Raw genomic sequence first — 25,085 nt, 5'->3', positions numbered from 1 at the left:
GCGCGCTACGCTGACTCAGGTCACCACCACCAGCGGCACTCCACGGCGCGGATGCTCCAGCACCACCACATCCTGCTGGTAGACCCGCTGCAGATTGTCTTCGGTGAGCACCTGCAGCGGCGTGCCATCGGCCGCCACCCTGCCCTGCTCCAGCAGCACGATGCGGTCGGCATAGCCGGCAGCCAGATTGAGGTCGTGCAGCACCACGATCACACATGCGCCGGCCTCGGCACAGGCGCGCACACTGCGCAGTGTGCGTTCCTGGTGGCGCAGATCCAGCGCGGCGGTCGGCTCATCCAGCAACAGTAGCGGCGTGTCCTGCGCCAGCACGCGCGCGAACGTGGTCCGGGCGGACTCGCCGCCGGAGAGCTGCTGCACCTCGCGCAGGCGCAGCGCCTGCAGTTCGGCAGCATCGATGGCGGCTTCCACCTGGGCGTCATCCACCACCGGATCCGGCGGATGCGGCAGCCGCCCCATCGCCACCACTTCCTCCACGCTGAAGGCGAAACGCACACCGTGCTCCTGCGGCATCACCGCGCGCTCACGTGCCAGCGGCCCGGCCTTGTAGGTGGCCAACGGCTTGCCGAGCAGGCTTACCTCGCCCGCGTCAGCGCGCAGGTCACCGGCGGCGACTGCCAGCAACGTGGACTTGCCTGCGCCGTTCGGGCCCACCAGCGCGGTCACCGTACCCGGCTCGAACGCCAGCGAAATGCCATGCAGGATCTCGCGCTGCTGGCGGCGCACCACCACCTCGTGCAGTTTCAACAGCACGCTCATGGCGCAGCCTTGCGGCGCTGCTGCAGCACCAGCCAGAGGAAGAACGGCGCGCCCAGTGCGGCCGAGAACAGGCCCAGCGGAATCTCGGCCGGCGGATCCAATGTGCGCGCGGCAGTGTCGGCCACCACGATCAACAGCGCACCGAGCAGCCCGGACAACGGCAGCAGCCAGCGGTGTCCCGGGCCGACCAGCAGGCGTGCCACGTGCGGCACCACCAGGCCGACGAAACTGATGGAGCCGGCAAACGCCACCGCTGCCCCGACCAGCAGCGCGCTGAAGGCCACGAGGCGGCGACGCGTACGTGTGACATCCAGCCCGAGGTGCTGTGCCTGGCGTTCACCCAGCGCCAGCATGTCCAGCGGCGTAGCCAGCCGCTGCAGTGCGAACACACCAATGGCGAACAACGGCACCACCGCCGCCACGTCGGCCCAGTTGGCGCGCGCGAGCGAGCCCATCTGCCAGAACACCAGCGATTGCAGCTCGCTTTCGCTGGCGATATAGGTCAGGAAGCCGATCAGCGCCGAGCAGAACGCGGCCATCGCGATACCGACCAGCAGCAGCGTAGCGTTGCCCGTCCCCTTGCCCGGTCGGGCCAATGCGTAGGTCAGGCCGATTGCGAGCGCGCCACCAGCGAACGCGGCCACCGGCACCAGCCAGCCGGCCGCACCGGCCGCGCCGAGCACGATGGCGGCAACTGCACCCAGTGCCGCGCCCTGACTGACGCCGACGATGCCGGGGTCGGCCAGCGGATTGCCGAACAGGCCCTGCAGGCTGGCGCCGGCCATCGCCAGCGACGCACCGACCATCGCGCCCAGAAGGGCGCGCGGAATGCGCAACTGCCATACCACAGCCAGGTCACGACTGCTGACTGCCTGCGGATCAAGCAGGCCCAGCTTCACCGCCAGCGCCTGCATCACCTCCAGCGGCGGCAACCGCAACGGACCCACGGCGAACGACGCCAGCACTGCCCCCAGCAGTGCGAATAGCGCCACCAGCAACATCGTCCGCCCGCGACGGCGGCGCCGATCCGCCGGACTCATGCCTTCGGCAACGCCGCCAGGGCCTTGGCCAGCGCCAGCGCACCGGCACCGGAGCCCACGCTGGTGTACTTCAGCTGCACATCCGGCATCACCCAGACCCGGTTGGCCTGACCGGCCGGCGTCTGCTTCAGCGTCGGGTACGCCTTCCACAGGCCTTCGGCACCGCCGAACAGCTGCAGGTCATGCTCGGTCACCAGGATCACTTCCGGTGCCGCCGCGACCACGCCCTCATTGCTCAGCTGCGAGTAGTTCTTCACTCCCGCTTCGGTACCGATGTTGATGCCGCCCGCCAGTGCGATCAGCTGCGCCGACGCACTGTCGGCACCTGCAACGGTCGGTGAGCCACCGGCGCCGGTGGCCGAGACGTGGATCACTCGTGGCGCATGGCCCAGGCCCTTGCCAATCGCTGCAGCCTCGTCGAGCTGATGCTGCACCTGTGTGGCAAGTGCCTGCCCTGCCTCGGCCAGCCCTAGTGCGGCGGCGACCTTGCGCACCTTGTCCGGCGCCGGCTGCAGATCGTCGATGACCACGGCCGGCTCACCCACTTCGCGCAGCTTCTTCGCCAGTTCGGTGTGGCGGCGCAGGCTGTTGCCGAGGAACAGCGACCCCTTTAGGCTCAGCACGCCTTCCACGCCCGTGGTGCGGTTGAACAGGAACTGGTGCGGCGCGGCCAGGCCGGCCTGGGTGGTGGTGTTGCTCGGCGCGGCAAACACCTGCTTGCCCAGGCCCAGCGCCTCGATCACCGCGATGACGTCGTCGCCGCCAGCGATGATGCGACTGGTATCGGCCACCTCGACGTCGGCGCCGTCATCGGAATGCACCTTGGCCGGAAGTACGGCCTTCTGGTCGTGTGCGGACGGCATATCAGTGCCGGCCACACGCTGCCAGCCTGCCGGCAATGCGGCTTCCGCAGCCGCGGCTGCCGTCGACGACTCAGCCGGCTTGCCGGTATCCGAGGGCGCCGAAGAACCACCACAGGCAGACAGCGCCAGCGAGACAGCCAACGGAAGCGCACACAGGCGCAGACGGGACGCGATGTTCATGCTTGTTCTCCTTGCTGGCAGGGTGACGCGCACGCCGCCCTGCCGTGTGACTTACTGCTTCGGGGTGATGCGGGTGATGCGGTCACCCTTCGGGTCTTCAGCGCCGCGCGACTTGTTCACCGCGAACACGTTGCCCTTGCCATCGGCACGGACGTGGTTCGGCAGCGTGCCACCATCGAGGTTCGCGACCACCTTGCCGTCGCCGTTGACCACGGTGACGGTGCCGGCGCCACGGTTGCTGACGTAGGCCAGGCCGGAGGCATCATCGAAGGCGACGTTCAGCGCGCCGGCGCCGACCGGCACGTCATGCAGCACCTTGCCGGCGGCCACGTCGACGATCAGCAGGTTGTCGGTGCCCTGCGAGGCCACGTACAGGCGGTTGCGTGCCGCGTCGAAGGCTACGCCCGACGCACTGATCGAATTGCCCAGGTCAATGACCTTCTCGACCTTGCTGCTGGCCACGTCGATCACCGCCGCTTCCGGGGTGCCGATGCTGACGGTGAACAGCTTGCCGCCCTTCTCGTCCAGCACCAGGCTCATCGGGGTGAACTTGCCGTCATCCACGCCGGACTCCAGCGTCACCGCTGGCAGCTCCTTGAAGGTCCTGGCATCGAACACCGACAGGTGGTCCTCACCCGTGGCCGAGGCGAACACCTTGCCGTGGGTGCCATCGACCACGACGTCGCGCGCATGCGGCACGGCATCGACCGGGAACTGGTGGGCCAGCGACAGATCCTTCTGGCGGTAGACCGCGATCGAGTTCTGGCGGGTGTTGGTGACCCAGACATTGCCATTGGTGTCATCCACGCCCACGCCGTAGACCGCGTACACCGCACCATTGGTGCTGCCCGGCACCTGCGCCGGGGTGATCGCCTTGGTTACTTTCAGCGACTTCGGGTCCAGCTTCAGCAGCTGCGACTGGGTCACCGGCGGACGGCCCACGGCCGAGGTCACGAACACCGCATTGCTGGCGGCGCTGTAGGCGGACTGGTACAGGCCCGGCACCAGCTTGTTGGACTGGGTGGCGAACTGCGCCTGGCCGGACAGCGGCAGCTGCGGCGACACGCGCAGCTTCAGCACCGTGGCTGCGGCCGGCTGGCTGGCGCGCACCACCACCGGGTGGGTACCCGGCACGGCGTCGGCCGGAATGCTCAGCTGGGTCTTGAAGTTGCCATCGGCATCGACCACCAGCGGCTGCGTGTTGAGCACGCTGTCGCCACGCAGCAGGCTGACCTTCTGGCCCGGCACGAACCCGCGACCGACCACGTCGGCCGTACTGCCGGGAACCACGTTCTCACCGCGTGAGACGACCTCGCCCTTGAAGGTGGCATTGGCCGGCTGATCGAACACCGGCTGCGCGCTGGCGGTCACCGCCAGCAGCAGGCCGGCGGCCAGGGAGGTAAGACGGAAAGACGGACGGAACGACATGGCAGGCTCCTTGCACACGTAGGCCGCGCCACGTGGCGCGGGATTCATCGGTTGCCTGGGCCGCTGCACGTCGGCAGCCTCGCCTGGGTAGTGGGGTCGCACGGCATCGCGTGCGAAGGGATTCATTCGGCGGCGTTGTCACCGCCATCGGGCGCACCGTCGCCGGCACTGCGGTCGGTCACGCCGTACAGCTCATGCAGCGCCGCGTGGAACGACGCCGGCAGCATCGGGCCGTGGCCGAGGCCGGGGAACTCGCGGTACTGCACGCGCATACCCGGCACCTTGCCCAGGCGCTCGGACAGCTGCATCGCCGCATCCGGCGTGGCGCCGCCGATGCGGCGCAGGTGCGCGACCACGCGCGGATTGTTCATGTCACGCTTGCCGCGATCACCGACACGCTCGGCACCGCCCAGCATCAGCCAGAGCGTTGCCGGCTGGCCGTGCACGTTCTGCACGAACTGTTGTTCCGGATCACCCAGCGCCGCACCCTGGCTCCACCACAGCGACGGGCTGGCGGCCAGATAGGACTGGAAGGCTGCGGGGCGGGTGTACAGCGCATTGAGCACGAACAACCCGCCCAGCGAGTGGCCCCACAGCGCTTGCTGCTGCGTATCGATGCGTGCGCGACGCTCGACTTCCGGCTTGATGCGGCGCTCGATCACGTCCAGGAACGCGGCAGCACCACCGCCGACCGCCTGGGTCGTACCGCTCTCATCGTCGGCGCGGTCGATCCATGCGGTGTAGTCGCGGGTACGCGCCTTCGAATCGATGCGCAGGTCGTTGTCGTAGCCGATCAGCACCAGCACCGGCGGCGCCCTGCGTGCGGCCAACTCGGCCAGAAGCGGCTGGTCCAGCACCATCGCCACGGCATTGCCATCCAGCGCGTACAGCACCGGCGATGGCGTCTTGCCGGCCTTGGCCGGAATCGCCAGGTTCACCCGCCAGCGGCGTTGCTGGTCGGGGCTGTCCACCACGAAATGCTCGAAGCGATAGCTCGCCGCCGGCTCGTCGAGCACGGTGTGGCCGATCTTCTGCAGCGGATTGCGCTGCTGCGCATGGGCGTACGGAGTGGCCAGGAGCAGACCCATCATCAAGGCGGCCAGGCCGCGGGCCAACCGGCCCCGGCGCGAAGGCAGGACGAAATGCTTCATCAGCGGCGGCAGAAGCGGCCCACGGCCGCCGGTTCACAAGGGACCGCAGTCTACCTCAAACGCGAATGATTATCACATCGATCGAACGTCACGCTATGTATCACGCGCGCGATGACCCGGTTGCGCTGGACGCGGCACTCCCCTATTTTGCCGGCCACCGGGGCATTGGATCGCCCCGCTTACAGCGCAGCCACGGAGGGCGGGCAGCCTGCCGCCGACCAGGCCGCGTTCATCCGCGCCATGACCGCCATGGGATTGGATCCCATGATTGTGAGATTCCCTTGAAGCACACCACCCTGATCGCCCTGTCCCTCGGCCTGCTCGCCCCGCTGGCCGCCCACGCCGCGCAGGATCTGCCGTCGCTCTACCAGGCCTTTGAAGAGGCCGGCAATTCGACGTTGAGCATGGACCAACTCAACCAGACGGTGACGTTCACCGCCGTGGCACTGAGCGTTTCCAGCAACCTGGCGGGCGAACCGCTGATCGAGGCCGGCGACAACCAGGGCAATGTCCTGGCCCGGCTGACCAGCGACGATGCGCAGCAGGCCGCCAAGCTGAGCGCCCTGGAAGAAGGCGCAACGTTCACCGCCAGCTGCACGCTGCAGTTCAGTTCCGGCACGGACTACCTGTCCTTCGGCGATTGCAGCATCAAGTAAAGGCGAAGCCGGCGAAATGCCGGCTTCAGTTCATTGCCCCTGTAGCGTCGAGCCATGCTCGACTCCCGCAGCCTTACGGTCCTGTCGGCACCGGGCCGTACACATTCTCCTGCGGCGTACCCGGCATCAGCGCGAACACGAAGATCACCAGGCCGCCGAACGGAACGAAGGCCAGCAGGTACATCCAGCCCGACTGGTTGCAGTCGTGCAGGCGGCGCACGGTGACGGCGATGACCGGCACGAACGTGGCCAGCCAGAACACAACAAACAGGATGATCGACGCGATGCCCAGGCCATCGGACTGCATCACCAGCCCGGCAACGAGCGGCACCATCAGCACGGCGGAGACGATCAGCATGAACAGCTGGAACATCCAGTACTCACGACGGTTGGCACGGCCCTCGAACTGGGCGTAACGCTTCAACGGCAGAATCATTTCCTGCACGGCATCCATCCTTGAAAAAAGTAGCCGCGCAGTGTGCCAAAGACCGGCGCGCAGGACAACGTAGAATCGAGCCATGCATGTGTAGAGTCGAGCCATGCTCGACTGCCATTGCCCCTGTAGAGTCGAGCCATGCTCGACTGCTGTTCCAGAAGGCACCCGTAACCCGCGCAAGAGCGAAGTCGAGCATGGCTCGACTCTACATAAACCGGGTCAGCGGCCCTTTGCCGCCCTAGCCGCTTCGCGTTCGGCACGCAGCCGGTCCAGCTTTTCCTTCAGCTTGATTTCCAGCCCGCGCGGCACCGGGTTGTAGTACACGCGCTCGCCCATCGCATCCGGGAAACCGGTCTGGTCCAGCGCGATGCCACCTTCGGCATCATGGTCATATTGGTACTCAGCGCCGTAGCCCAGCTCCTTCATCAGCTTGGTCGGCGCGTTGCGCAGGTGCAGCGGCACCTCTTCGGTGCCACTCTCGCGCACATCGGCCTTGGCCTGGTTGAAGGCCGCGTAGCCTGCATTCGACTTGGCGGTGCTGGCCAGGTACAGCACCAGCTGCGCAAAGGCGAGCTCGCCTTCCGGACTGCCCAGCCGCTCGTAGATGTCCCAGGCCTCCAACGCCATGCTCTGCGCGCGCGGATCGGCCAGGCCGATATCCTCGATCGCCATGCGGGTCAGCCGGCGCGCCAGGTAAGACGGATCGCAGCCGCCATCGAGCATGCGGGTCAGCCAGTACAGCGCGGCATCCGGGTTGGAGCTGCGTACCGACTTGTGCAGTGCCGAGATCTGGTCGTAGAACTGCTCGCCGCCCTTGTCGAAGCGACGGGTGCGGTCGGCCAGTACCTGGGTCAGGGTCTGCGGCGTGATACGCCCACCCTCCCCGCCCGCCAGCTCGGCGGCGATTTCCAGCAGGGTCAACGCACGACGCACGTCGCCGTCGGCGGCGGTAGCGATTTCCAGCAGCAGCTCGGGGGCGACCTCGATGCCCTCCTCGCCCAGGCCGTGTTCGCGGTCACCCAGCGCACGCTCCAGCGCCTCGACGATATCCGTGGGCGAAACGCCCTCCAGCACATGCACGCGGCAGCGCGACAGCAGTGCGGAGTTCAGCTCGAACGACGGATTCTCGGTGGTGGCACCGACAAACAGGATGGTGCCGCGTTCGATGTGCGGCAGGAACGCGTCCTGCTGTGCCTTGTTGAAGCGATGCACCTCGTCCACGAACAGCACGGTGCGGCGACCTTCAGCGAAACGCTGTGCGGCCTCTGCCAGCACCTGGCGCACTTCCGGCAGGCCGGACAGCACCGCGGAGATGGCGCGGAATTCGGCGTCGGAATACTCGGCCAGCAGCAGCGCCAGCGTGGTCTTGCCGCAGCCCGGCGGCCCCCACAGGATCATCGAATGCACTCGCCCGGATTCGACCGCGCGACGCAGCGCGCTGTCCGGCGCCAGCAGGCGCTTCTGCCCGACCATTTCGTCGAGGGTGCGCGGGCGCATGCGCTCGGCCAGCGGGCGCAGATGTTCCCGATCGACGCTCAGCAGATCGGGGCCGGGAAAGGATGTTGAACGATGTCTTGCCACCCGCTCATTGTACCGCGAGAGCGTGCCAACCAAGGTTGGCACCCACCACGGCGGCCGGGCCATGAGCGGTAGTGCCGGCCGCTGGCCGGCAGATCAAGAGCGTGTCAACCAAGGTTGACACCCACCAAAGCGTTTCCGCCCAGAGATCAGTTGCCGATGACGTCGGTGCCCTTCGGCGGGGTGAAGCTGAAGGTGCCGGCAGCGAAGCCCGGGTTGCGCTTCCAGCCGCTGAAGCTGATCACGGTGCGCTGGCCGACGGCGTCGGTGATCTCCATCTTGGCCAGGCCCTGGGCATTGAAGCCCAGCGCGGCGTACTGGAAGCTGGCTTCGGTATCGCGCTTCGGCGACAGCGACAGCCACTGCAGGCCGTCGCGCTGCGCGGCCTCTTCACTGACGTCGTACTGCTGTTCCAGCAGCGCCGGGTTGATCAGCGCGGTCAGCGGGCTGTTCTGCTCTTCCTTGCCCTGCTCGCGCACGGTGGCCTGCTCCAGGTCCGGCTCGTACATCCAGACCTTCTTGCCATCGGCCACGATCAACTGTTCGTGCGGGCGCACGTACTCCCAGCGGAACAGGCGCGGCGCCGACAGGGCCACGCGGCCGCTGGTCGATTCCTTCACCTTGCCGCGGCTGTCGAACACCTGCTGGCTGAACTGGCCATCCAGGCCCTTCAGGCCACTGGTGAAGGTCTTCAGGTCATCGCGGGCGCCAGCCCAGGCGCTGCCGGCGGCGGCGCAGGCCACGGCCAGTGTGGTGGTGGCAAGGAAACGGCGGAAGCGGAAGTTCATGCGGGAATCCTGTGGGCGCGGGCGCCAGGAAAGGTGGTTGCCAGTGTGCCCAAATAAAGATGAATGGGCGATCAGGGCGACATTATGCCGCCCCGAACGTCCATCGGCGATTCAGCCGCCGGAGCCCGGCAGCTTGCCGTACAGCACCTGGCCACGGAAGCCACGACGCACTTCGCGGTACAGCGCGCGGAACGCCGGATAGTCCTGCGGCTGGCACAACGCCTCCGGGCCGCGCACCGCGTTCTGCTGCAAGCGGTGGTGCACGATCACGTCCTGGCCCTCGCGACTCCAGTCCACCCGATACTCACCGGCGGCGTTGGTGAAACGCTGGCTCGCCGGGATGGCGATGATCGGTGCATTGGCCGGGAACTGCAGGCGGTAGGTTTCCTCGCGCAGGCTGGCATTGCAGTAGAACGGCGTCTCGTTGGCCGGCGCCGAGGCGGTGGCGTACAGCCCACGTACCGACTCGCCACCCGGCGGGTCCGGAACGGCCATGCCGCCGGCCACGCTGAAGTCGGCGTAGTCCTCGGCCTGGAACGCCATGCGGTAGCCGAACGGCCGGGTCAGGTCGACCGGCACGCCCTGGATCTGCAGCTGCCCTCGCCCGTCGAAACCGGACGCGGCCATGATCTGCTCCTCGGCGCGCGCACGGTTCTGCGCGTTGAGCTGGGAGAACTGGGCACGCATGCCGATCTCGGCGTTCTCGCCCAGCTTCGGGATCGTCTCGCCGCGCAGGTTGCCGTTGGCGTCGAAGGTGAAACGCACCTCCATCGAGGTGGCATTGCGCTGCGGCGTGTTGGCCGGGGTGCGTGCCAGCGTGGCATCGCGGGTGCGCATCACCGGTGCGCCCAGGTCACCTTCCGGCAACTGCCCGAAGCGCGCCCACGCGGTGGTCGAATCCAGGTACAGATCGAATTCGGGGATGTAGGTGATGGCGTGGTTGAAGCGGCCGAGCACCGGGATCTTCGGCAGCGTCGGGCCGCCGCCGGCACCGATCAGCACCGGCGAACTGGCGATGCCCTTGGCTGCCAGCAGCGCCTCGAGGATCGTCACATGGTCCTTGCAGTCACCATAGTGGTTGTCGAGGATGCTCTGCGCGCTATTCGGCTCCAGGCCACCATTGCCCAGGTACACCGCCACATAGCGGATGTTCTGCGCGACCCAGCGGTACAGCGCATCGGCCTGCTCGCGGCGGTCGCTGATACCGGCGGTGACCTGGTCGGCCAGCTCCTGCAGTTCCGGCGTGACCTGCGCGGCAGGGCCGGCCTTGAGCTGGTAGGCGCGACCCATCTGCGACCAGTCACGATAGGTGCTCGCCATGATGTTCGGGCCAAACTCCCAGCCCGCCGCCGACCAGTTCTGTGCTGGCATGGCTTCGCGCCGCTGGTAGCGCCAGCGCCACTGTGCCTGTCCGTTCTTCACCGTTGGGCGATCACTGCCCTGCACGCCGCGGCTGTCGACGAACATCGGCAGGTTGGCCGGCGCACTCAGGGTGACCTCGGCGTCCTCGTACTCGGTGAAGACATTGAAGGTTTCCCACAGGCCGAAGTAGCCCGGGAAGTACGGCGTGGCCTGAGTGCGGCGCACCTGGTAATACAGGCGCGTGCCCGGGGCCAGGTTCGGGAACACGATCACCCGCACCTTGCGGTCGGCATACATCGCTGCCGAAGCGCTGGAGTAGCTCTCCTGGGTGTAGATGCGGTCGGCCGGTACGTCGCGGCGCTGGCCATCGGCGGTGATGGTGTAGGCGCCAAGCACTTCCAGCGTTTCCATCTTTTCGCTGTAGCTCAGCCGCACCTGGCTGAACTGCTCGACGGAGGCCTTGGTCTTGAGCAGGACTTCGTAGGTTTCGGTCTGCACATTGCCCGCATCCGGCCGCACCTGGTAGTCGGCGCGGTAACGGACAATGCTGAAATTATTGCTGGCTTCGGTATCGCCGCTGGTGGAAGGCGGCGCCGTGGCGGGCGCGGAGGTGGCGGTGTCTGCCAGTGCCGGGCCGGCAGCCATCAGGGCTGCCAGCGCCAGTGCCAGCGCGCTTGGTACGGGGTGAAGCATGCGTCGGTTCCTTGGACGTCGTGGGGGATACGTCGGGCCTTACTTCGGCGGCGGCGGTGCCAGCACCGTGCGGTCACCGTTGTGCTCGGGCGAACTGACCACGCCGGCCGCTTCCATGGCCTCGATCAGTCGCGCTGCACGGTTGTAGCCGATCTTCAGCCGGCGCTGCACGCCGGAAATCGAGGCACGGCGGGTCTCGGTGACCACCCGCAGCGCTTCGTCATACAACGGGTCGGACTCATCGCCGGCAGAGCTGTTCTCGGGCAGGCCGGTGGCACCGACGACCACGCCGTCGCCCATCGTCTGCACTTCGTCCAGCACGCCGTCGACATAGTCGGCCGGGCCCATCGCCTTGAGGTGTTCGACCACGCGGTGCACTTCCTCGTCGGAGACGAAGGCGCCGTGCACGCGCTCGGGCATGGCGGTACCCGGCGGCAGGTACAGCATGTCGCCGTGGCCGAGCAGGGTTTCCGCGCCCGACTGGTCGAGGATGGTGCGCGAGTCGATCTTGGAGCTGACCTGGAAGGCGATGCGGGTCGGGATGTTGGCCTTGATCAGGCCGGTGATCACGTCCACCGACGGGCGCTGCGTGGCCAGGATCAGGTGGATGCCGGCCGCACGCGCCTTCTGCGCCAGGCGCGCGATCAGTTCTTCCACCTTCTTGCCGACGATCATCATCATGTCGGCGAATTCGTCGATGAAGATGACGATGAACGGCAGCGTCTCCAGCGGACGCGGCGCCTCGCCCAGTTCCGGGTTCGGCTTGAACAGCGGGTCCATCAGCGGCTGGCCGGCGTCCTGCGCTTCCTTCACCTTCTTGTTGAAGCCGGCCAGGTTGCGCACGCCCACCGCGCTCATCAGCTTGTAGCGGCGCTCCATCTCGGCCACGCACCAGCGCAGGCCGTTGGCGGCCTCCTTCATGTCGGTGACCACCGGCGCCAGCAGGTGCGGGATGCCCTGGTAGACGCTCAGTTCGAGCATCTTCGGGTCGATCATCAGCATCCGCAGGTCTTTCGGCGAGGCCTTGAACAGCAGGCTCAGCACCATCGCGTTGACCGCCACCGACTTGCCCGAACCGGTGGTACCGGCCACCAGCAGGTGCGGCATGCGCGCCAGGTCAGCCACGGTGGAGCGACCGGCAATGTCCTTGCCCAGCGCCAGGGTCAGCACGCTGGCCGACTTGTCGTATTCCTTCGAGCGCAGCAGCTCGGACAGGTAGATCATCTCGCGGGTGACGTTGGGAATTTCCAGGCCGATCACCGACTTGCCCGGAATCACGTCGACCACGCGCACCGACTTCACCGACAGGCCGCGCGCGATGTCCTTGTCCAGCGAACTGATCTGGCTGACCTTGATGCCCGGCGCGGGCTCGATCTCGAAGCGGGTGATGACCGGGCCCGGGTTGGCGCCGACCACCTGGGCGTCGATGCGGAAGTCCTTCAGCTTGAACTCGATCTGCCGCGACAGCGCGTCCAGGGTTTCCTTGTCATAGCCCACCGGCTGCGGCTTGGGGTCGTCCAGCAGGGCCAGCGGCGGCAGGTCCGAGCCGTCGCCGTTGACGCCACGGAACATCGGGATCTGCGTGTCGCGCTTGGCCCGGTCACTCTTCTCGATCACCGGCTCCGGGCGCGGCTCGATCTTCACCGGCTCGCGCTTGGCGCGTACCTCGGCATCGGCCTTGCGCACTTCCTGGCGCTCCTCGCGCATCACCCGGGTCTGCTGCCACTCGGTGACTTCTTCCTTCTTGCGCGCCAGCAACGGCGCCAGCGACATCACGCCGCGACCGATCTTCTCCATCACCGTGAACCAGGACAGCCCGGTGGCCAGGGTGATCGAGGCCAGCAGCAGCACCAGCACGAACAGGTTCGCGCCCAGCGCGCCGAAGCCCACCGTGAGCGAATTGCCGACCAGCTTGCCGAGGATGCCGCCGGCGCTGGAGACATCGCCACTGAACAGCCGGACATGCAGGAAGCCGGTGCCGGCGATCAGGAAACCGACCAGGCCGACCAGGCGCAGCGCCGGGTCCAGGTCGTTCTCGCCCTTGCTCTCGCGCTTGAGGCCGAACATGGCGATCCACGCCAGCGCGCCCAGCACCACCGGCAACAGGAAGGCGATGTAGCCGAACAGCTGCAGCAGCACATCGGCGATCCAGGCCCCGGCGCGGCCGCCGAGGTTGTGCACCGGTGCGACCACGCTGCCGGTGTGCGACCAGCCCGGATCCGTGGCTGAATACGTGAAAAGACTGGCCGCCAGGTACAGCAGGGCCGGCGCGATCGCGATCAGGCCCAGATCGCGCCAGAGGCGCTGGCGGCGTGGATTGTCGGTCGTCGCCGCCGCGGCCGTGCGACGTGACGCCTTGCTGTCGTCGGACTTGGAGCGTTCGGGGACCTGCTTCGCCACCTTAGACCATACCTTTGGAATGCGCTGTTAGTGATTGATAATAAATGAGACGGCGTCAGTTTTCAGTTATGCGACATCTGACAGGGCGATCAGAGGGCCGGAACCACCGCTGGATGACGGCGTTCTGTTCATCGGCTTGAATCGCCCTGCCCCAGCCGCCACTCTATGACCAGCCACGGATGCTGCGCAAACATCGCCAGCGCCTTGTCCCATCTACCTTTTCGCGAGTCTACATGAGCACCAGCCTGCCCTCCCGCCACCAGCGCCTCGTCATCCTCGGTTCCGGCCCGGCCGGTTGGACCGCCGCCGTCTACGCCGCCCGCGCCAACCTGAAGCCGGTCGTCATCACCGGCCTGCAGCAGGGCGGCCAGCTGATGACCACCACCGAGGTGGACAACTGGCCGGGCGACGCCCACGGCCTGATGGGCCCGGACCTGATGGCGCGCATGCAGGCCCACGCCGAGCGCTTCGAGACCGAGGTCATCTTCGACCACATCCACACCGCCGATGTGTCGCAGCGCCCGTTCAAACTGATCGGCGACAGCCACGAGTACACCTGCGATGCCCTGATCATCGCCACCGGCGCCACCGCCAAGTACCTGGGCATCCCGACCGAGGACAAGTTCAAGGGCCGCGGCGTGTCCGCCTGCGCCACCTGTGACGGCTTCTTCTACCGCGACCAGGACGTGGTCGTGGTCGGTGGCGGCAATACCGCCGTGGAAGAGGCGCTGTACCTGTCCAACATCGCCCGCAAGGTCTACCTGGTCCACCGCCGCGACACCCTCAAGGCGGAAAAGATCATGCAGGACAAGCTGTTCAAGAAGGTGGCCGAAGGCAAGATCGAGACCGTCTGGCACCACCAGGTGGAGGAAGTGCTGGGCAACGACGCCGGCGTGACCGGCGTGCGCGTGAAGTCCACCCTGGACGGCAGCACCCGCGACATCGACGCCCACGGCTTCTTCGTGGCCATCGGCCACCACCCGAACACCACCCTGTTCGACGGCCAGCTGGCGATGAACAACGGCTACCTGGAAATCCGCTCGGGCCTGGGCGGCAACGCCACCCAGACCTCGGTGGAAGGCGTGTTCGCCGCCGGCGACGTGGCCGACCAGCACTACCGCCAGGCGATCACCTCGGCCGGCTTCGGCTGCATGGCCGCACTGGATGCAGAGCGTTATCTGGACGCGCAGGGCAAGGCCAGCTGAGTCGCTGACCTGCTTCTGTAGCGTCGAGCCATGCTCGACCCAGACCAAAGGCCGGCGCGAAAGCGCCGGCCTTTGTACTTTCAGTAGTGCCAGGCCACGCCTGGCGGACCGATGCCAGCCTTCACGCCCGCACGCACGCCTGCGAGAACTCGACCGGTGCCGTGGCAACGCCATCCGCGTCGCGCAGTACAGCACTCCAGCGCGCGACACACGGGTCTGGGCCATTGCAGGCGAGATTGATGGTCAGCGGTTTGGCAGGGTCATCGAACGTCGTCGCCGATGGCGTGCATGCGCCTTCCTCCGAACAGGAGGCCAGTGAGAGCTTCACAGACAACGGATACTGAGGATTCCCGGCATAGCCCAGTTCAATGTCCCGGGCCGCCTGGATCGGCACGTCGGTATCCGGCACCGGACGCAGTGCCAGGGGCTCGCAGGTCTTTCCTGTTGCCCACAGGCGATAGCCCTTCTCCACGCCTTTCATGGACGCCGAGCGGAAGACGGGGTCCTGCAATGCCTTGGCATCCTCCGGATTCGTGTGAAATGCCGTCTCTACGATGATCGATGGCATGTGCGCCTCGCGGTTCTCCCCTTTGTTCAGCGCGTGCGGAGCAGGAGCCACGGTGAACGCCCCATACTCAGGTAGCGAGTGAATCAGCTCCTTCATCGAGCACAGGACACTCTGTGCAAGGGCAGCATCCATCGGCCTACCAGGTTGCACGATCACACGAGTGCCGCGTGCCGCCCCCGAGGGTTCTCCATTGCTGTGCAGATGAATCGCTACCTCAGCGCCGTGGTGGTTTGCGAGCAGCGGCCGACTATTGATGTCTTCACGCTCCTCCCGATCCCAAAGCGCACTGCCTGCGTACGTATTCCATATCTTTGTCTCGGCCGGATACTGCTCCGCAATTGCGTAGCGCGCAGCTATGGTCCACCACTCTTCACCACTCTGCGGATGAGTCGACCCCGTGATCTGAACGCGCGGACGGACGACAGGCATTTGGCTCCTTTGCTCGATCACCGCCTTCAGGTCCGCGGCGTACGACGGAGTCAACAACCCCTCGGAGACGCCATTCCATTCATCTCTCGAGGTCACCCACCGGTTGTCCTTGTAGCTATAGAAATACCCATGTCCGGCTGCGACAAATGCCATCCCGGAACCAGTCGCCCCACGCATCCGCCGCAGCGCCTCTCCCGCCTCCCGCGCCGCGTCGTCCGCAGCCTTTATCTCGGGAAAGTAGTATTCGATCTCTTTCCCGTCATACAGAAAAACGACACGACTGAACGGCGCCGCCTGCTCGGACCAATGCAGTAGTCCAAAACTGATCTCGCTTCGCTGATCCTCGAACGACGGTCCGTAATCGGCAGGAAGGAAGACCCGATCCAGCGCTACGGTCACTACACCGTTGGCGATATCTGCTGACACCTCAACCCGGTGACTGCGCGCCTGGCCATCCACGAGACGAACGCGCTCCAGAATATCGCGCGCCTTCTGGGTCAAGAGGATGTCGAGCCCAGTGTCCTGCCCCATCGCAGGAGGAGCATCAACGGCCTGCGCGGGGCTGATCAACAGTCCGCTGCCCAAAAGAGACAGCAGGACAGAAAGGGATCCAAGGCGAATTTTCTGGTTCATTTTGGGTACTCCATGCAAAGAGTGAATGCACCGCTCCAGCGGCGCAGCTCACTCTGCCCCTGTGCATTCAGGCATTCCGCAACCAAGCGCACACGAATGGAGAATTCAAATTTTCCTCACCCCCAACCGGAACAAACCAACCCAGGCCCGCCAACACCGTTCGCGATCCACCTGGCCTATCCTTGCCAACCATGCCCTCCGCCCGCTTCCTCGACTCCCTGCAGTCCATTCCCGCCACCGACTGGGATGCCCTGCACGACGGCCAGAACCCGTTCGTCAGCCATGCCTTCCTGTCTGGCCTGGAACAACACGGCTGCCTGCGCGAGGACTGGGGCTGGCAGCCCCGGCACTTCACGCTATGGGAGGGCGACCGCCTGATGGGCGCCATTCCGGGTTACCTGAAGACCAACTCCCACGGCGAGTTCGTGTTCGACCACGCCTGGGCCAACGCCTATGCCCGGCATGGCCGTCACTACTACCCGAAATGGCTGGGCGCGGTGCCGTACTCGCCGGTCACCGGCCCGCGCCTGCTGGCCCGTCACGATTCAGAACGCGCCGCGCTGCTGTCGGCGTTGCGTGCTGCGCTGCCGGCACTGGACGTGTCCTCGGCCCATATCAATTTCCACACCGCGGGCGACGAGGCGCAGTTCGGCGATGACTGGCTGCTGCGCGAGGATGTGCAGTTCCAGTGGCAGAACCCGGGTGAGTGGGCGACGTTCGATCAGTTCCTCGGCGCGATGAACCACAAGCACCGCAAGAACATCCGCCAGGAACGGGCCAAGGTCACCCGCCAGGGCATCACCTTTCGCGTGGTGCATGGCGACGAGGCCAGCCGCGCCGACCTGCAGGCGATGTACCGCTTCTACCTGCAGACCTTCCTCGAATACGGCAACGCCCCGGCGCTGACCGAGGCCTTCCTGCGCCATCTGGCCATTTCATTGGGGCGCGGGCTGGTGCTGTTCCTGGCCGAGCAGGAGGGCCAACCGATTGCCGGTGCACTTTGCCTGCGCGGTGGCGACACGCTTTACGGCCGCTACTGGGGTGGCGCTACCCTGCCCGGCCTGCACTTCGAGGCCTGCTATTACCAAGGCATCGAATACTGCCTGCGAGAGGGGCTGACCCGTTTCGAGCCCGGAGCGCAGGGCGAGCACAAGCTGGCACGCGGCTTCCTGCCTACGCTGGTGCGCAGCCGGCATTGGGTGGCCGACACGGAGTTCGCCGAGGCGCTGCAGGACTGGTGCCGACAGGAGCGGCGCGATGTGCGGCGCTACCAGCAGGAGCTGCAGGGGCATGGGCCGTTCCGCGTAGAGCCGTAGCGGAAAAGCGTGCCAACCAAGGTTGGCACCTACCAAGGCGTCCGACCGAGGCAAGATCGGCACCCACCAGGCCATAGGGTTGGCGTTTACCAGCGCGATGGCGAGTGCGCTGCGCTCAGGTGCACTGCCAGAAGTGCCCACTCACCCGGCACGTCGCGCACCAGAACGTGTAGAGCATGCCGCCACTGCCCCACAGCAGCGTGCCCTCACGCGTGGTCGGCAGCGTCGAATCAAGCTGCATCACGAAGGGCATCTCCTCGCCGCAATCGATGCACGCCGGGTACCAGGCACTCTGCACCCAGCTGGGCGCACCGCCCACGCGTGACAGGTTCTGCCGATGATTGGACTGGCCCCAGTCCTGTTGCTGCCAGCGCACGCTTTCCAGCGCCACAAGTCCCACCTCGGCCTGCATCAGGTCGCCGCTGTCGGTGGGCGTGTTCGGCACCTCGCGGTACTGGCTGGGATGGCAGCCGGGCAGGCCCTCGCCGTCGTGGCGATAGAAGCGCACCGGCGGCTCCTCCCAGCCGCAGCAGTCCAGGCACAGGCCCAGCGTGATCTCGCCCGCTGCACCCGGCTGCAGCGCGGCAGCGTCGGTCTGCAGCAGGCGCTGCAGCGGCGCATGGCAGCTGCCACACAGCGCTTCCAGTGGTCCACCCATGTGGCCGGCGTGCTGTACCTGCCCACCATTCCAGGTCGGATGCAGGCGCCAGATGCGTTTGCGCCAGCTCGGCTCGTCGGCCTGCTGTGCGCGATGCTGCGCTCGACCGAAGCGGATGTGCAGCGGCTTCTGGTCATGCAGGTGGCGCGGCCGCGCACCGTTGGCCACGCCGGCCCAATGCGCCCAGACCTCGGGGTCCAGCTGCCCCCAGTCGGCGAGGTATCCGCGGGCCACCGGGTAGCTGTCCGGCTGTGTGGCGAGCAGCAGTACCCTGGCCCGCGCCATCTCACGATCGTCCCCGGCCTCGGCCAGGGCCTGCGCCCACTGCGCGGCCACCTCGGCTGGCAGGTCCCGCCATACCTGCGAGGCCAGCTGCAACTCGTCTTCAGTGGCCAGCGCCAGCAATGCCTCCCAGTCGTCCTGCAGCACCTGCGGCGCCTGGTAGCTGGCGAATTCGATCACGCTGGCCAGCAGTTCTCCGCGCTCGCCATCCCGATAGCGCCGCCATGCATCGGCAGCGACCGCGGGCACCGCCTCGTCCGGCAACAGGTCCAGCGCCATGTCGAGGAAGGCCGAGCCGGGCGAGCGTCGCGCCACGGCCTGCAGCATCAACTCACCCAGTTGGCGCGGATGCTCGGCGGCCAGCGACAGCAGCATGCCCTGGCTGTCGTTGCGCGTGCGCGGGGTGTCATGCAGGTCGAGGATGGCTGAGATCGGGTCGCTCATTCGCAGGCTCCTTGCCGTTGGATGCTGATGGTGCCAGACATCACCGATCACCACGGCGAATACAATGCCAGCATGACCCGCCAGCTGCCCTGGCGCCTGGCCGATGCGCCGGACGCTCCGTTCCCCCCGGCCGAGACGGCCCTGCGCCAGCCCGACGGCCTGCTGGCAGTGGGCGGCGACCTGCATCCGGCACGCCTGCTCAATGCCTACGCCGGCGGCATCTTTCCATGGTTCAGCGAGGGCGAGCCGATCCTGTGGTGGTCGCCCGACCCGCGCATGGTGTTCCGTACCGATGGCGTGCATCTGTCCAGCCGCTTCCGGCGCCAGTTGCGCGGCAGCACATGGGAGGTCACCGCCGACACTGCCTTCAGCCGGGTGATGCGCGCCTGTGCGGCGGCACCTCGCCCTGGCCAGGACGGCACCTGGATCAGCCCCGACATGGTCGAGGCCTACAGTCAGTTGCACGACCTCGGTTTTGCCCACTCCTTCGAGGTCTGGGACCGGCAGACGCTGGTCGGCGGCATCTACGGGGTGGCGATCGGAACGATGTTCTTCGGCGAGAGCATGTTCAGTGGCGCCAGCGGCGGCTCCAAGATCGCCCTGGCCGCGCTGGCATCCAGGCTTCACGGCTGGGGCTGGGCGTTGATCGATGCCCAAGTGGAGAATCCGCACCTGCTGCGGATGGGCGCCGAACACCTGCCGCGCGCGGCGTTTCTGGAGCACGTCCGCCACGCGGTGCGCCATGACGGCCGTGAAGGCCCGTGGACACAGGCGGTCGGACGCTTGCCGGCACGGCGTTTGGCCGGGGGTTAACACAAACTTTGCAAGCTGGGCCCGTCACGCGTAAAATACCGCGCCTTAGGCCCAGCGTGGCCGTTTTCTGAACCGCACAGGACTACATGTCGAAAGACGATTCCATCGAGTTCGAGGGCACCGTCAGCGAGACGCTGCCGAACACCACTTTCCGCGTTCGTCTGGAAAATGGGCACGAAATCATCGCCCACATCTCCGGCCGCATGCGCAAGAACTACATCCGCATCCTCACCGGTGACCGGGTCAAGGTTGAAATGACCCCGTACGACCTGACCAAGGGTCGTATCACCTACCGCATGAAGTAAGCGGTCGGCGCGCTGCGCCACTTCGACAAGGCCAGCCCTGGTTGCTGGCCTTTTGTCATGCCTGCAATCCGGCCCTGCCGGAGGTCATCGTGACCGAACTCACCGTGACGTCGGTCAGCCCTGCTTGCGGCAGATTCGCATCTGCATCCGTGGCGGCATCGTGGGACCCGATCCAGTCCGGATCGCCATCCCCCTGCCCCGCCATGAACATGCTCCCGCTGACCGCTCTGCTCGTCGCCGTTGTCGCGTCCACCAGCGCACTGCCCGCGCGCGCCGCCGACACCCCTTCCGCCGCCAGTGACTGCGTCCAACTGGGCAGCGATCAGCAACTGGTGCGCGCCGGCGCGTCGCGCAACATCCTGCTACGCAATGGCCAGGACCACTACGTCGTGCATTTCCAGGACGACTGCTCGGCAGCGGGCTACTCGCGGAAACTGAGCTTCTCCACGGACGGCCAACAGGGCCTGCTGTGTGCCGCTGGGCGCAGCCAGCTGCACACCGACTCCAGCCGCTGCACCGTGGCGCAGATCGAGCCTGTCGACGAGGCCACCTTCAAGAAGAAGGCCCGCCAGCGCAGCCGCTGACGGCGCATATGACGCATATGACAAGGGGGGCCGAAGCCGCCCTTGTCATGAAGGGCATCACCGCGCAGGCGCAACCAGTGGCAGCACCCGTGGCTGCTTATGTTGCCGCGCCAGCCAGAGATCGTAGTTGGATTGCAGCCCCATCCAGAAAGACGCCGTACTGACCCCGGCCATTTCCAGGCGAATGGCCAGATCAGGGCTGATGCCCGCCTTGCCGTTCAACACCCGCGACAATGCCACCCGCGACATTGCCAAGCGCTCGGCCGCTTCGGTCACCGAGAGATCCATCGGATCGAAGACCATTGCCTTGATCGTCTGTCCTGGATGTGGGTGGTGATGAATCATGCGCAGCCTCAGTGATAGTCCAGGTAGTCCAGCAGCTCCACGTCGCCACCGGTGAAACGGAAGGTGATCCGCCAATTCCCATTGACCCATACGGACCAATGCCCCTTCAGGTCGCCCCGCAGCTTGTGGAGGCGCAATCCAGGCATGGCGAGATCCCCGGGCGCCGAAGCCGCATCCAGGATCGACAGGATCATCAACACCCTGCTGGTGTGACTATGCCGGATCCCGCTGCTGATGCCGGAACGGTAGAGGCGCTCGAGACCCTTGTGGCGAAAGCCGATGATCATCACTGTATCCCGTATCGTTGCGCGATACAAATGAAGCAACACCCCATCGCGCTCACGGAACAGCATCGATGCCTCCGCACCCTTCCAGCAAGGCCGCAGGCGACAGACCCAGAACAACAAGGGCGGCCGAAGCCGCCCTTGTCATTTCAGGTCCACCGGGCCAGGCCCGGTGTCAGCTCACTCCACAGTCGCCGGCAGCAGGCGCTCCGGTTCGGCCTGGGTCTCGACCACCAGCTCGTCGTCGCGGACATCGATGTTCACCTTGCCGCCGTTGACCAGCTTGCCGAACAGCAGCTCGTCGGCCAGCGGACGCTTGATCTTGTCCTGGATCACGCGGGCCATCGGGCGCGCACCCATCAGCGGGTCGAAGCCGTGGTGGGCCAGCCAGTCGCGTGCGGTCGGGGTGGCCGACAGGCTGACGTGCTTGTCCTGCAGCAGCATCTCCAGCTCGATCAGGAACTTGTCGACTACGCGCAGGATGTGCTCGAAGCCCAGCGCCTGGAACTGCACCACCGCGTCGAGGCGGTTGCGGAATTCCGGGGTGAAGCTGCGGCGGATGGTCTCCATCGCGTCGGTGGCATGGTCCTGCTTGGTGAAGCCGATCGAGCGCCGCGAGGCCTGCGCCGCACCGGCATTGGTGGTCATCACCAGCACCACGTTCTTGAAGTTGGCTTCACGACCGTTGGTATCGGTCAGCACGCCGCGGTCCATCACCTGCAACAGGATGTTGAAGATGTCCGGGTGCGCCTTCTCGATTTCGTCCAGCAGCAGCACGCAGTGCGGCGTCTTGACGATCTTCTCGGTCAGCAGGCCGCCCTGGTCGAAGCCGACGTAGCCCGGAGGCGCACCGATCAGGCGGCTGATCGAATGCGGCTCCATGTACTCGGACATGTCGAAGCGGACCAGCTCGATGCCCAGCTGCAGCGCCAGCTGCTTGGTCACCTCGGTCTTGCCGACACCGGTCGGACCGGCGAACAGGAAGTTGCCGATCGGCTTTTCCGGATTACCCAGGCCGGAGCGTGCCAGCTTGATCGCCGAGGACAGCGTCTCGATGGCCGGATCCTGGCCGAAGATCACCATCTTCAGGTTGCGCTCCAGGTGCTGCAGCACATCCTTGTCGGTGGCGCTGACCTGCTTGGTCGGGATGCGCGCCATCTTGGCGACGATCGCCTCCACTTCCTCGACGTCGATCAGCTCCTTGCGCTGGCCTTCCGGCAGCAGGCGCTGACGGGCGCCGGCCTCATCGATCACGTCGATGGCCTTGTCCGGCAGCAGGCGGTCGCCGATATGTTTCACCGACAGGTCCACCGCTGCCTGCAGCGCCTCGTCGGAATAGGTCACGCCGTGGTGCAGTTCGTACTTGGACTTCAGCCCCTGCAGGATCTCGTAGGTCTCGCCGACCGTCGGCTCGACGATGTCGATCTTCTGGAAGCGACGGGCCAGAGCCCGGTCCTTCTCGAAGATGCCACGGTATTCCTGGAAGGTGGTCGAGCCGATGCAGCGCAGCTCACCGGAGGCCAGCGCCGGCTTGATCAGGTTGGAGGCATCCATGGTGCCTCCCGACGCCGAACCGGCACCAATGATGGTGTGGATCTCGTCGATGAACAGCACCGCATTGGGCACCTTCTTCAGCGCGGTCAGCACGCTCTTCAGGCGCTTCTCGAAGTCGCCACGGTACTTGGTGCCAGCCACCAGCGCGCCCAGGTCGAGCGAATAGATCACCGCGTCGGCCAGCACGTCGGGCACCGAGCCCTCGACGATGCGGCGGGCCAGGCCCTCGGCAATCGCGGTCTTGCCCACGCCGGCCTCACCCACGTACAGCGGGTTGTTCTTGCGGCGGCGGCACAGGACCTGGATGGTGCGCTCGATCTCATCGGCACGGCCGACCAGCGGGTCGATGCGACCGGCCCGGGCCTGTTCGTTGAGGTTGCTGGCGAACTCGGTCAGGGCATCGCCCTTCGGCTCACCCTCCCCGCCTTCCATGCGGCTCTCGCCCTCGGAGGAAGAGGACGGCTGCTCGCCCTCCTCACCCAGCTTGGCGATGCCGTGGGACAGGTAATTGACCACATCCAGCCGGGTCACGTCCTGCTGGTTGAGGTAATAGACGGCGTGCGAGTCCTTTTCGCCGAAGATGGCGACCAGCACGTTGGCGCCGGTGACCTCCTTCTTGCCCGAGGACTGCACGTGGTACACGGCCCGCTGCAGCACGCGCTGGAAGCCCAGGGTCGGCTGGGTATCGCGGCCGTCATCTTCGGCCAGGCGGGACACGGAAGCCTCGATGGCCTGCTCCAGCTCCTGGCGCAGGCGTTCGGCGTCGGCACCACAGGCCTTCAGTACGGCCTGGGCGGACGGGTTGTCGAGCAGTGCCAACAGCAGGTGTTCGACCGTCATGAACTCATGCCGGGCCTCACGGGCGCGCTTGTAGCACTGGCCGATGGTGTGTTCGAGGTCTTTGCTGAACATGGATTACTCCGGCGGCAGATGGGGACAATATGCGGCCTGACTACGCGATTTCCATCACCCTAGCGGATTGCTGCGTTCAGATGGCGTTAGCAGTGCGAATCGCTTGATCTTCATTCACTCCAGGACAGCCCACCCAGCATGAGCGAACCCTACCTGAGCCGCTGGCGATTGCGGCGTGATGGCCCGGCCATCGAAACGCCCCATGCCCAGCTCTGGCCGGTGCTGACCGCCGCCGGCGAACCGGCGATGCTGAAGGTCAGCAGCGAAACCGAAGAGCAGAACAGCCATCGCCTGCTGCGCTGGTGGGACGGTGACGGCGCCGCCCGCCTGCTGGCCCACGAGGGACCGGCGATCCTGATCGAGCGTGCCGGCGGCGACTCGCTGCGGCAACGTTCGATCGACGGCGACGATGACGCCTGCACCACCCTCCTGTGCCAGATCCTGCAGCGGCTGCACCGGCCACGGAGCGCGCCGCCAGACGACCTGGTCTGCCTGCGTAGATGGTTCGTCGACCTGCTGCAGCCAAGGGCGGCGCTGCCACCACTACTGGAACAGTGCAGATCGCTGGCGGAGGGCCTGCTGCGGGACGAGCGCGAGATCCGGCCGCTGCACGGCGATCTGCATCACGACAACGTGCTGGATTTCGGCGCGCGTGGCTGGCTGGCGATCGACCCGAAGCCGCTGCTGGGCGACCGCGCGTTCGATTACACGACGATGTTCAGCAATCCGGACCTGTGCGGTGCCGGCATCCATGTGGCCACCCGGCCCGAGCGCTTTGCCGCCCGTTTGGAACAGGTCAGCGCACTGGCCGGCCTGGAGCGCACGCGCCTGCTGCGCTGGATCGCGGCCAGCACGGCGCTGTCGGCAGTGTGGTTCAGGGATGACGGCGACCCGGCCGACGTGGACGAGGCGGTGGCGCGGATGGCGCTGGAGGCGCTGGCGGAGGGGTGAGCCAGGGTTCTGGTAGATGCCCACCTTGGTGGGCACGGCCGGCCGGTGCCGATACGCCCGGACGAGAACCGGCAGCCGGTCAGGCCTTTTCCATCGTGCACAGCAGCGGGTGCTGGTTCATCCGCGAGTATTCGTTGACCTGGGCGACCTTGGTCTCGGCCACTTCGCGGGTGAACACCCCGCAGACGCCGCGGCCGCGGGTATGGACGTGGAGCATCACCTGCGTGGCCTTGTCCAGGTCCATGCTGAAGAACTGCTGCAGCACATCCACCACGAAATCCATCGGGGTGTAGTCGTCGTTGAGCAGCATCACCTGGTAGAACGGCGGCGGCGCCACTTCCGGGCGCGCGGGCTCCACGGCAACGCCGTGCTCGTGCTGGGAATCGGGGGAGGACTCATGGGGCATCCACCCATTATAGAGGCAGCACCGGGCCTGCGTCGGCCCGCCGC

At 66.4% G+C, this 25,085-nt stretch carries 23 protein-coding genes; 7 read left to right on the top strand and 16 right to left on the bottom strand.

The window, feature by feature from the left end; all coding sequences use genetic code 11:
• Positions 1-15: 15 nt before the first annotated feature.
• The 5 genes from ACUZUJ_RS10880 to ACUZUJ_RS10860 all read right to left on the bottom strand — a co-directional run bounded on the left by ACUZUJ_RS10880 (position 16) and on the right by ACUZUJ_RS10860 (position 5,439).
• Positions 16-777, bottom strand: a complete 762-nt coding sequence (locus ACUZUJ_RS10880) for a heme ABC transporter ATP-binding protein (RefSeq protein ID WP_049445338.1) — start codon at positions 775-777, stop codon at positions 16-18.
• Positions 774-1,817: a FecCD family ABC transporter permease gene (locus ACUZUJ_RS10875; RefSeq protein ID WP_049421974.1), complete on the bottom strand. Its 1,044-nt coding sequence runs from the start codon at positions 1,815-1,817 to the stop codon at positions 774-776. The genes ACUZUJ_RS10880 and ACUZUJ_RS10875 overlap by 4 nt, the downstream gene beginning before the upstream one ends.
• On the bottom strand, positions 1,814-2,860 hold the full coding sequence (locus tag ACUZUJ_RS10870; protein ID WP_101765431.1) for a heme/hemin ABC transporter substrate-binding protein: 1,047 nt from the start codon (positions 2,858-2,860) through the stop codon (positions 1,814-1,816). The genes ACUZUJ_RS10875 and ACUZUJ_RS10870 overlap by 4 nt, the downstream gene beginning before the upstream one ends.
• Positions 2,861-2,911: 51 nt before the next feature.
• Positions 2,912-4,288 (bottom strand): YncE family protein, encoded by a 1,377-nt coding sequence (locus ACUZUJ_RS10865; RefSeq protein WP_049445531.1) that lies wholly within the window; start codon positions 4,286-4,288, stop codon positions 2,912-2,914.
• Between the two features lie 122 nt (positions 4,289-4,410).
• A complete protein-coding gene (locus ACUZUJ_RS10860) occupies positions 4,411-5,439 on the bottom strand; it encodes an alpha/beta hydrolase (RefSeq protein ID WP_049445345.1) in 1,029 nt (342 codons plus the stop codon).
• Between the two features lie 281 nt (positions 5,440-5,720).
• Between ACUZUJ_RS10860 and ACUZUJ_RS10855 the strand changes: the two genes are divergently transcribed.
• A complete protein-coding gene (locus ACUZUJ_RS10855) occupies positions 5,721-6,095 on the top strand; it encodes a hypothetical protein (protein WP_510468084.1) in 375 nt (124 codons plus the stop codon).
• A 73-nt stretch (positions 6,096-6,168) separates the two neighbouring features.
• Here ACUZUJ_RS10855 and ACUZUJ_RS10850 read toward each other — a convergent pair whose 3' ends face one another.
• From ACUZUJ_RS10850 to ACUZUJ_RS10830, 5 genes are all read right to left on the bottom strand, one after another.
• Positions 6,169-6,540 carry a DUF805 domain-containing protein gene (locus ACUZUJ_RS10850; protein WP_101766402.1) on the bottom strand — a complete coding sequence of 124 codons (372 nt, stop codon included), beginning with the start codon at positions 6,538-6,540 and terminating at the stop codon, positions 6,169-6,171.
• Between the two features lie 210 nt (positions 6,541-6,750).
• A complete protein-coding gene (locus ACUZUJ_RS10845; protein WP_458219975.1) occupies positions 6,751-8,028 on the bottom strand; it encodes a replication-associated recombination protein A in 1,278 nt (425 codons plus the stop codon).
• Between the two features lie 230 nt (positions 8,029-8,258).
• Positions 8,259-8,897 carry an outer membrane lipoprotein periplasmic chaperone LolA gene (gene lolA / locus ACUZUJ_RS10840; protein ID WP_049445350.1) on the bottom strand — a complete coding sequence of 213 codons (639 nt, stop codon included), beginning with the start codon at positions 8,895-8,897 and terminating at the stop codon, positions 8,259-8,261.
• 111 nt (positions 8,898-9,008) lie between these two features.
• Positions 9,009-10,952: a DUF3857 domain-containing protein gene (locus ACUZUJ_RS10835; RefSeq protein WP_458219974.1), complete on the bottom strand. Its 1,944-nt coding sequence runs from the start codon at positions 10,950-10,952 to the stop codon at positions 9,009-9,011.
• Between the two features lie 39 nt (positions 10,953-10,991).
• Positions 10,992-13,352, bottom strand: coding sequence for a DNA translocase FtsK (locus tag ACUZUJ_RS10830; RefSeq protein ID WP_049445356.1), 2,361 nt, complete (start codon positions 13,350-13,352; stop codon positions 10,992-10,994).
• A 233-nt stretch (positions 13,353-13,585) separates the two neighbouring features.
• Here ACUZUJ_RS10830 and trxB point away from each other — a divergent pair, with 233 nt between their 5' ends.
• The gene (gene trxB, locus ACUZUJ_RS10825) at positions 13,586-14,557 is read left to right on the top strand and encodes a thioredoxin-disulfide reductase (protein ID WP_458219973.1); all 972 of its coding nucleotides are present in this window, start codon (positions 13,586-13,588) and stop codon (positions 14,555-14,557) included.
• A 121-nt stretch (positions 14,558-14,678) separates the two neighbouring features.
• Here the strand turns inward: trxB and ACUZUJ_RS10820 are convergent, their stop codons facing one another.
• Positions 14,679-16,187, bottom strand: coding sequence for an N-acetylmuramoyl-L-alanine amidase family protein (locus tag ACUZUJ_RS10820; protein WP_458219972.1), 1,509 nt, complete (start codon positions 16,185-16,187; stop codon positions 14,679-14,681).
• Between the two features lie 191 nt (positions 16,188-16,378).
• Here ACUZUJ_RS10820 and ACUZUJ_RS10815 point away from each other — a divergent pair, with 191 nt between their 5' ends.
• Positions 16,379-17,503: a GNAT family N-acetyltransferase gene (locus tag ACUZUJ_RS10815; RefSeq protein ID WP_458219971.1), complete on the top strand. Its 1,125-nt coding sequence runs from the start codon at positions 16,379-16,381 to the stop codon at positions 17,501-17,503.
• Between the two features lie 115 nt (positions 17,504-17,618).
• Here the strand turns inward: ACUZUJ_RS10815 and ACUZUJ_RS10810 are convergent, their stop codons facing one another.
• Entirely contained in the window at positions 17,619-18,887 is a 1,269-nt protein-coding gene (locus ACUZUJ_RS10810; protein WP_101765427.1) for a hypothetical protein, read from the bottom strand.
• Positions 18,888-18,959: 72 nt separating this feature from the next.
• On the opposite strand from ACUZUJ_RS10810, the gene aat reads away from it, so the two are divergent.
• The 3 genes from aat to ACUZUJ_RS10795 all read left to right on the top strand — a co-directional run bounded on the left by aat (position 18,960) and on the right by ACUZUJ_RS10795 (position 20,589).
• A complete protein-coding gene (aat, locus tag ACUZUJ_RS10805; RefSeq protein ID WP_101766401.1) occupies positions 18,960-19,700 on the top strand; it encodes a leucyl/phenylalanyl-tRNA--protein transferase in 741 nt (246 codons plus the stop codon).
• 86 nt (positions 19,701-19,786) lie between these two features.
• Entirely contained in the window at positions 19,787-20,005 is a 219-nt protein-coding gene (gene infA, locus ACUZUJ_RS10800; protein WP_005409596.1) for a translation initiation factor IF-1, read from the top strand.
• 89 nt (positions 20,006-20,094) lie between these two features.
• Positions 20,095-20,589 carry a hypothetical protein gene (locus ACUZUJ_RS10795; RefSeq protein ID WP_458219970.1) on the top strand — a complete coding sequence of 165 codons (495 nt, stop codon included), beginning with the start codon at positions 20,095-20,097 and terminating at the stop codon, positions 20,587-20,589.
• A 57-nt stretch (positions 20,590-20,646) separates the two neighbouring features.
• On the opposite strand, the gene ACUZUJ_RS10790 is transcribed toward ACUZUJ_RS10795, so the two are convergent.
• From ACUZUJ_RS10790 to clpA, 3 genes are all read right to left on the bottom strand, one after another.
• Entirely contained in the window at positions 20,647-20,934 is a 288-nt protein-coding gene (locus ACUZUJ_RS10790) for a HigA family addiction module antitoxin (protein ID WP_049445372.1), read from the bottom strand.
• An 8-nt stretch (positions 20,935-20,942) separates the two neighbouring features.
• Positions 20,943-21,287 (bottom strand): type II toxin-antitoxin system RelE/ParE family toxin, encoded by a 345-nt coding sequence (locus ACUZUJ_RS10785; RefSeq protein ID WP_233490860.1) that lies wholly within the window; start codon positions 21,285-21,287, stop codon positions 20,943-20,945.
• 111 nt (positions 21,288-21,398) lie between these two features.
• Positions 21,399-23,684 carry an ATP-dependent Clp protease ATP-binding subunit ClpA gene (gene clpA, locus ACUZUJ_RS10780; RefSeq protein WP_049445375.1) on the bottom strand — a complete coding sequence of 762 codons (2,286 nt, stop codon included), beginning with the start codon at positions 23,682-23,684 and terminating at the stop codon, positions 21,399-21,401.
• A 138-nt stretch (positions 23,685-23,822) separates the two neighbouring features.
• Here clpA and ACUZUJ_RS10775 point away from each other — a divergent pair, with 138 nt between their 5' ends.
• Positions 23,823-24,635, top strand: coding sequence for an APH(6) family putative aminoglycoside O-phosphotransferase (locus ACUZUJ_RS10775; protein ID WP_458219969.1), 813 nt, complete (start codon positions 23,823-23,825; stop codon positions 24,633-24,635).
• 79 nt (positions 24,636-24,714) lie between these two features.
• Here ACUZUJ_RS10775 and clpS read toward each other — a convergent pair whose 3' ends face one another.
• The gene (clpS, locus tag ACUZUJ_RS10770; protein WP_005416477.1) at positions 24,715-25,041 is read right to left on the bottom strand and encodes an ATP-dependent Clp protease adapter ClpS; all 327 of its coding nucleotides are present in this window, start codon (positions 25,039-25,041) and stop codon (positions 24,715-24,717) included.
• Positions 25,042-25,085: the final 44 nt, after the last annotated feature.

It is taken from the genome of Stenotrophomonas sp. S4, from assembly GCF_054187805.2.
The sequence above is the reverse complement of the archived record's forward strand: the minus strand, read 5'-3'. Positions and strand labels throughout refer to the sequence as shown.

Bases quoted from the DNA above. Each gene is read 5' to 3' on its own strand.
- clpS (WP_005416477.1), bottom strand. From the start codon at position 25,041: ATGCCCCATGAGTCCTCCCCCGATTCCCAGCACGAGCACGGCGTTGCC.
- clpA (WP_049445375.1), bottom strand. From the start codon at position 23,684: ATGTTCAGCAAAGACCTCGAACACACCATCGGCCAGTGCTACAAGCGC.
- infA (WP_005409596.1), top strand. From the start codon at position 19,787: ATGTCGAAAGACGATTCCATCGAGTTCGAGGGCACCGTCAGCGAGACG.
- ACUZUJ_RS10775 (WP_458219969.1), top strand. From the start codon at position 23,823: ATGAGCGAACCCTACCTGAGCCGCTGGCGATTGCGGCGTGATGGCCCG.
- ACUZUJ_RS10845 (WP_458219975.1), bottom strand. From the start codon at position 8,028: ATGCGCCCGCGCACCCTCGACGAAATGGTCGGGCAGAAGCGCCTGCTG.
- trxB (WP_458219973.1), top strand. From the start codon at position 13,586: ATGAGCACCAGCCTGCCCTCCCGCCACCAGCGCCTCGTCATCCTCGGT.
- ACUZUJ_RS10865 (WP_049445531.1), bottom strand. From the start codon at position 4,288: ATGTCGTTCCGTCCGTCTTTCCGTCTTACCTCCCTGGCCGCCGGCCTG.
- ACUZUJ_RS10790 (WP_049445372.1), bottom strand. From the start codon at position 20,934: ATGATTCATCACCACCCACATCCAGGACAGACGATCAAGGCAATGGTC.
- ACUZUJ_RS10815 (WP_458219971.1), top strand. From the start codon at position 16,379: ATGCCCTCCGCCCGCTTCCTCGACTCCCTGCAGTCCATTCCCGCCACC.
- aat (WP_101766401.1), top strand. From the start codon at position 18,960: ATGACCCGCCAGCTGCCCTGGCGCCTGGCCGATGCGCCGGACGCTCCG.
- ACUZUJ_RS10785 (WP_233490860.1), bottom strand. From the start codon at position 21,287: ATGCTGTTCCGTGAGCGCGATGGGGTGTTGCTTCATTTGTATCGCGCA.
- ACUZUJ_RS10835 (WP_458219974.1), bottom strand. From the start codon at position 10,952: ATGCTTCACCCCGTACCAAGCGCGCTGGCACTGGCGCTGGCAGCCCTG.
- ACUZUJ_RS10860 (WP_049445345.1), bottom strand. From the start codon at position 5,439: ATGAAGCATTTCGTCCTGCCTTCGCGCCGGGGCCGGTTGGCCCGCGGC.
- ACUZUJ_RS10810 (WP_101765427.1), bottom strand. From the start codon at position 18,887: ATGAGCGACCCGATCTCAGCCATCCTCGACCTGCATGACACCCCGCGC.
- ACUZUJ_RS10880 (WP_049445338.1), bottom strand. From the start codon at position 777: ATGAGCGTGCTGTTGAAACTGCACGAGGTGGTGGTGCGCCGCCAGCAG.
- ACUZUJ_RS10870 (WP_101765431.1), bottom strand. From the start codon at position 2,860: ATGAACATCGCGTCCCGTCTGCGCCTGTGTGCGCTTCCGTTGGCTGTC.
- ACUZUJ_RS10875 (WP_049421974.1), bottom strand. From the start codon at position 1,817: ATGAGTCCGGCGGATCGGCGCCGCCGTCGCGGGCGGACGATGTTGCTG.
- ACUZUJ_RS10820 (WP_458219972.1), bottom strand. From the start codon at position 16,187: ATGAACCAGAAAATTCGCCTTGGATCCCTTTCTGTCCTGCTGTCTCTT.
- lolA (WP_049445350.1), bottom strand. From the start codon at position 8,897: ATGAACTTCCGCTTCCGCCGTTTCCTTGCCACCACCACACTGGCCGTG.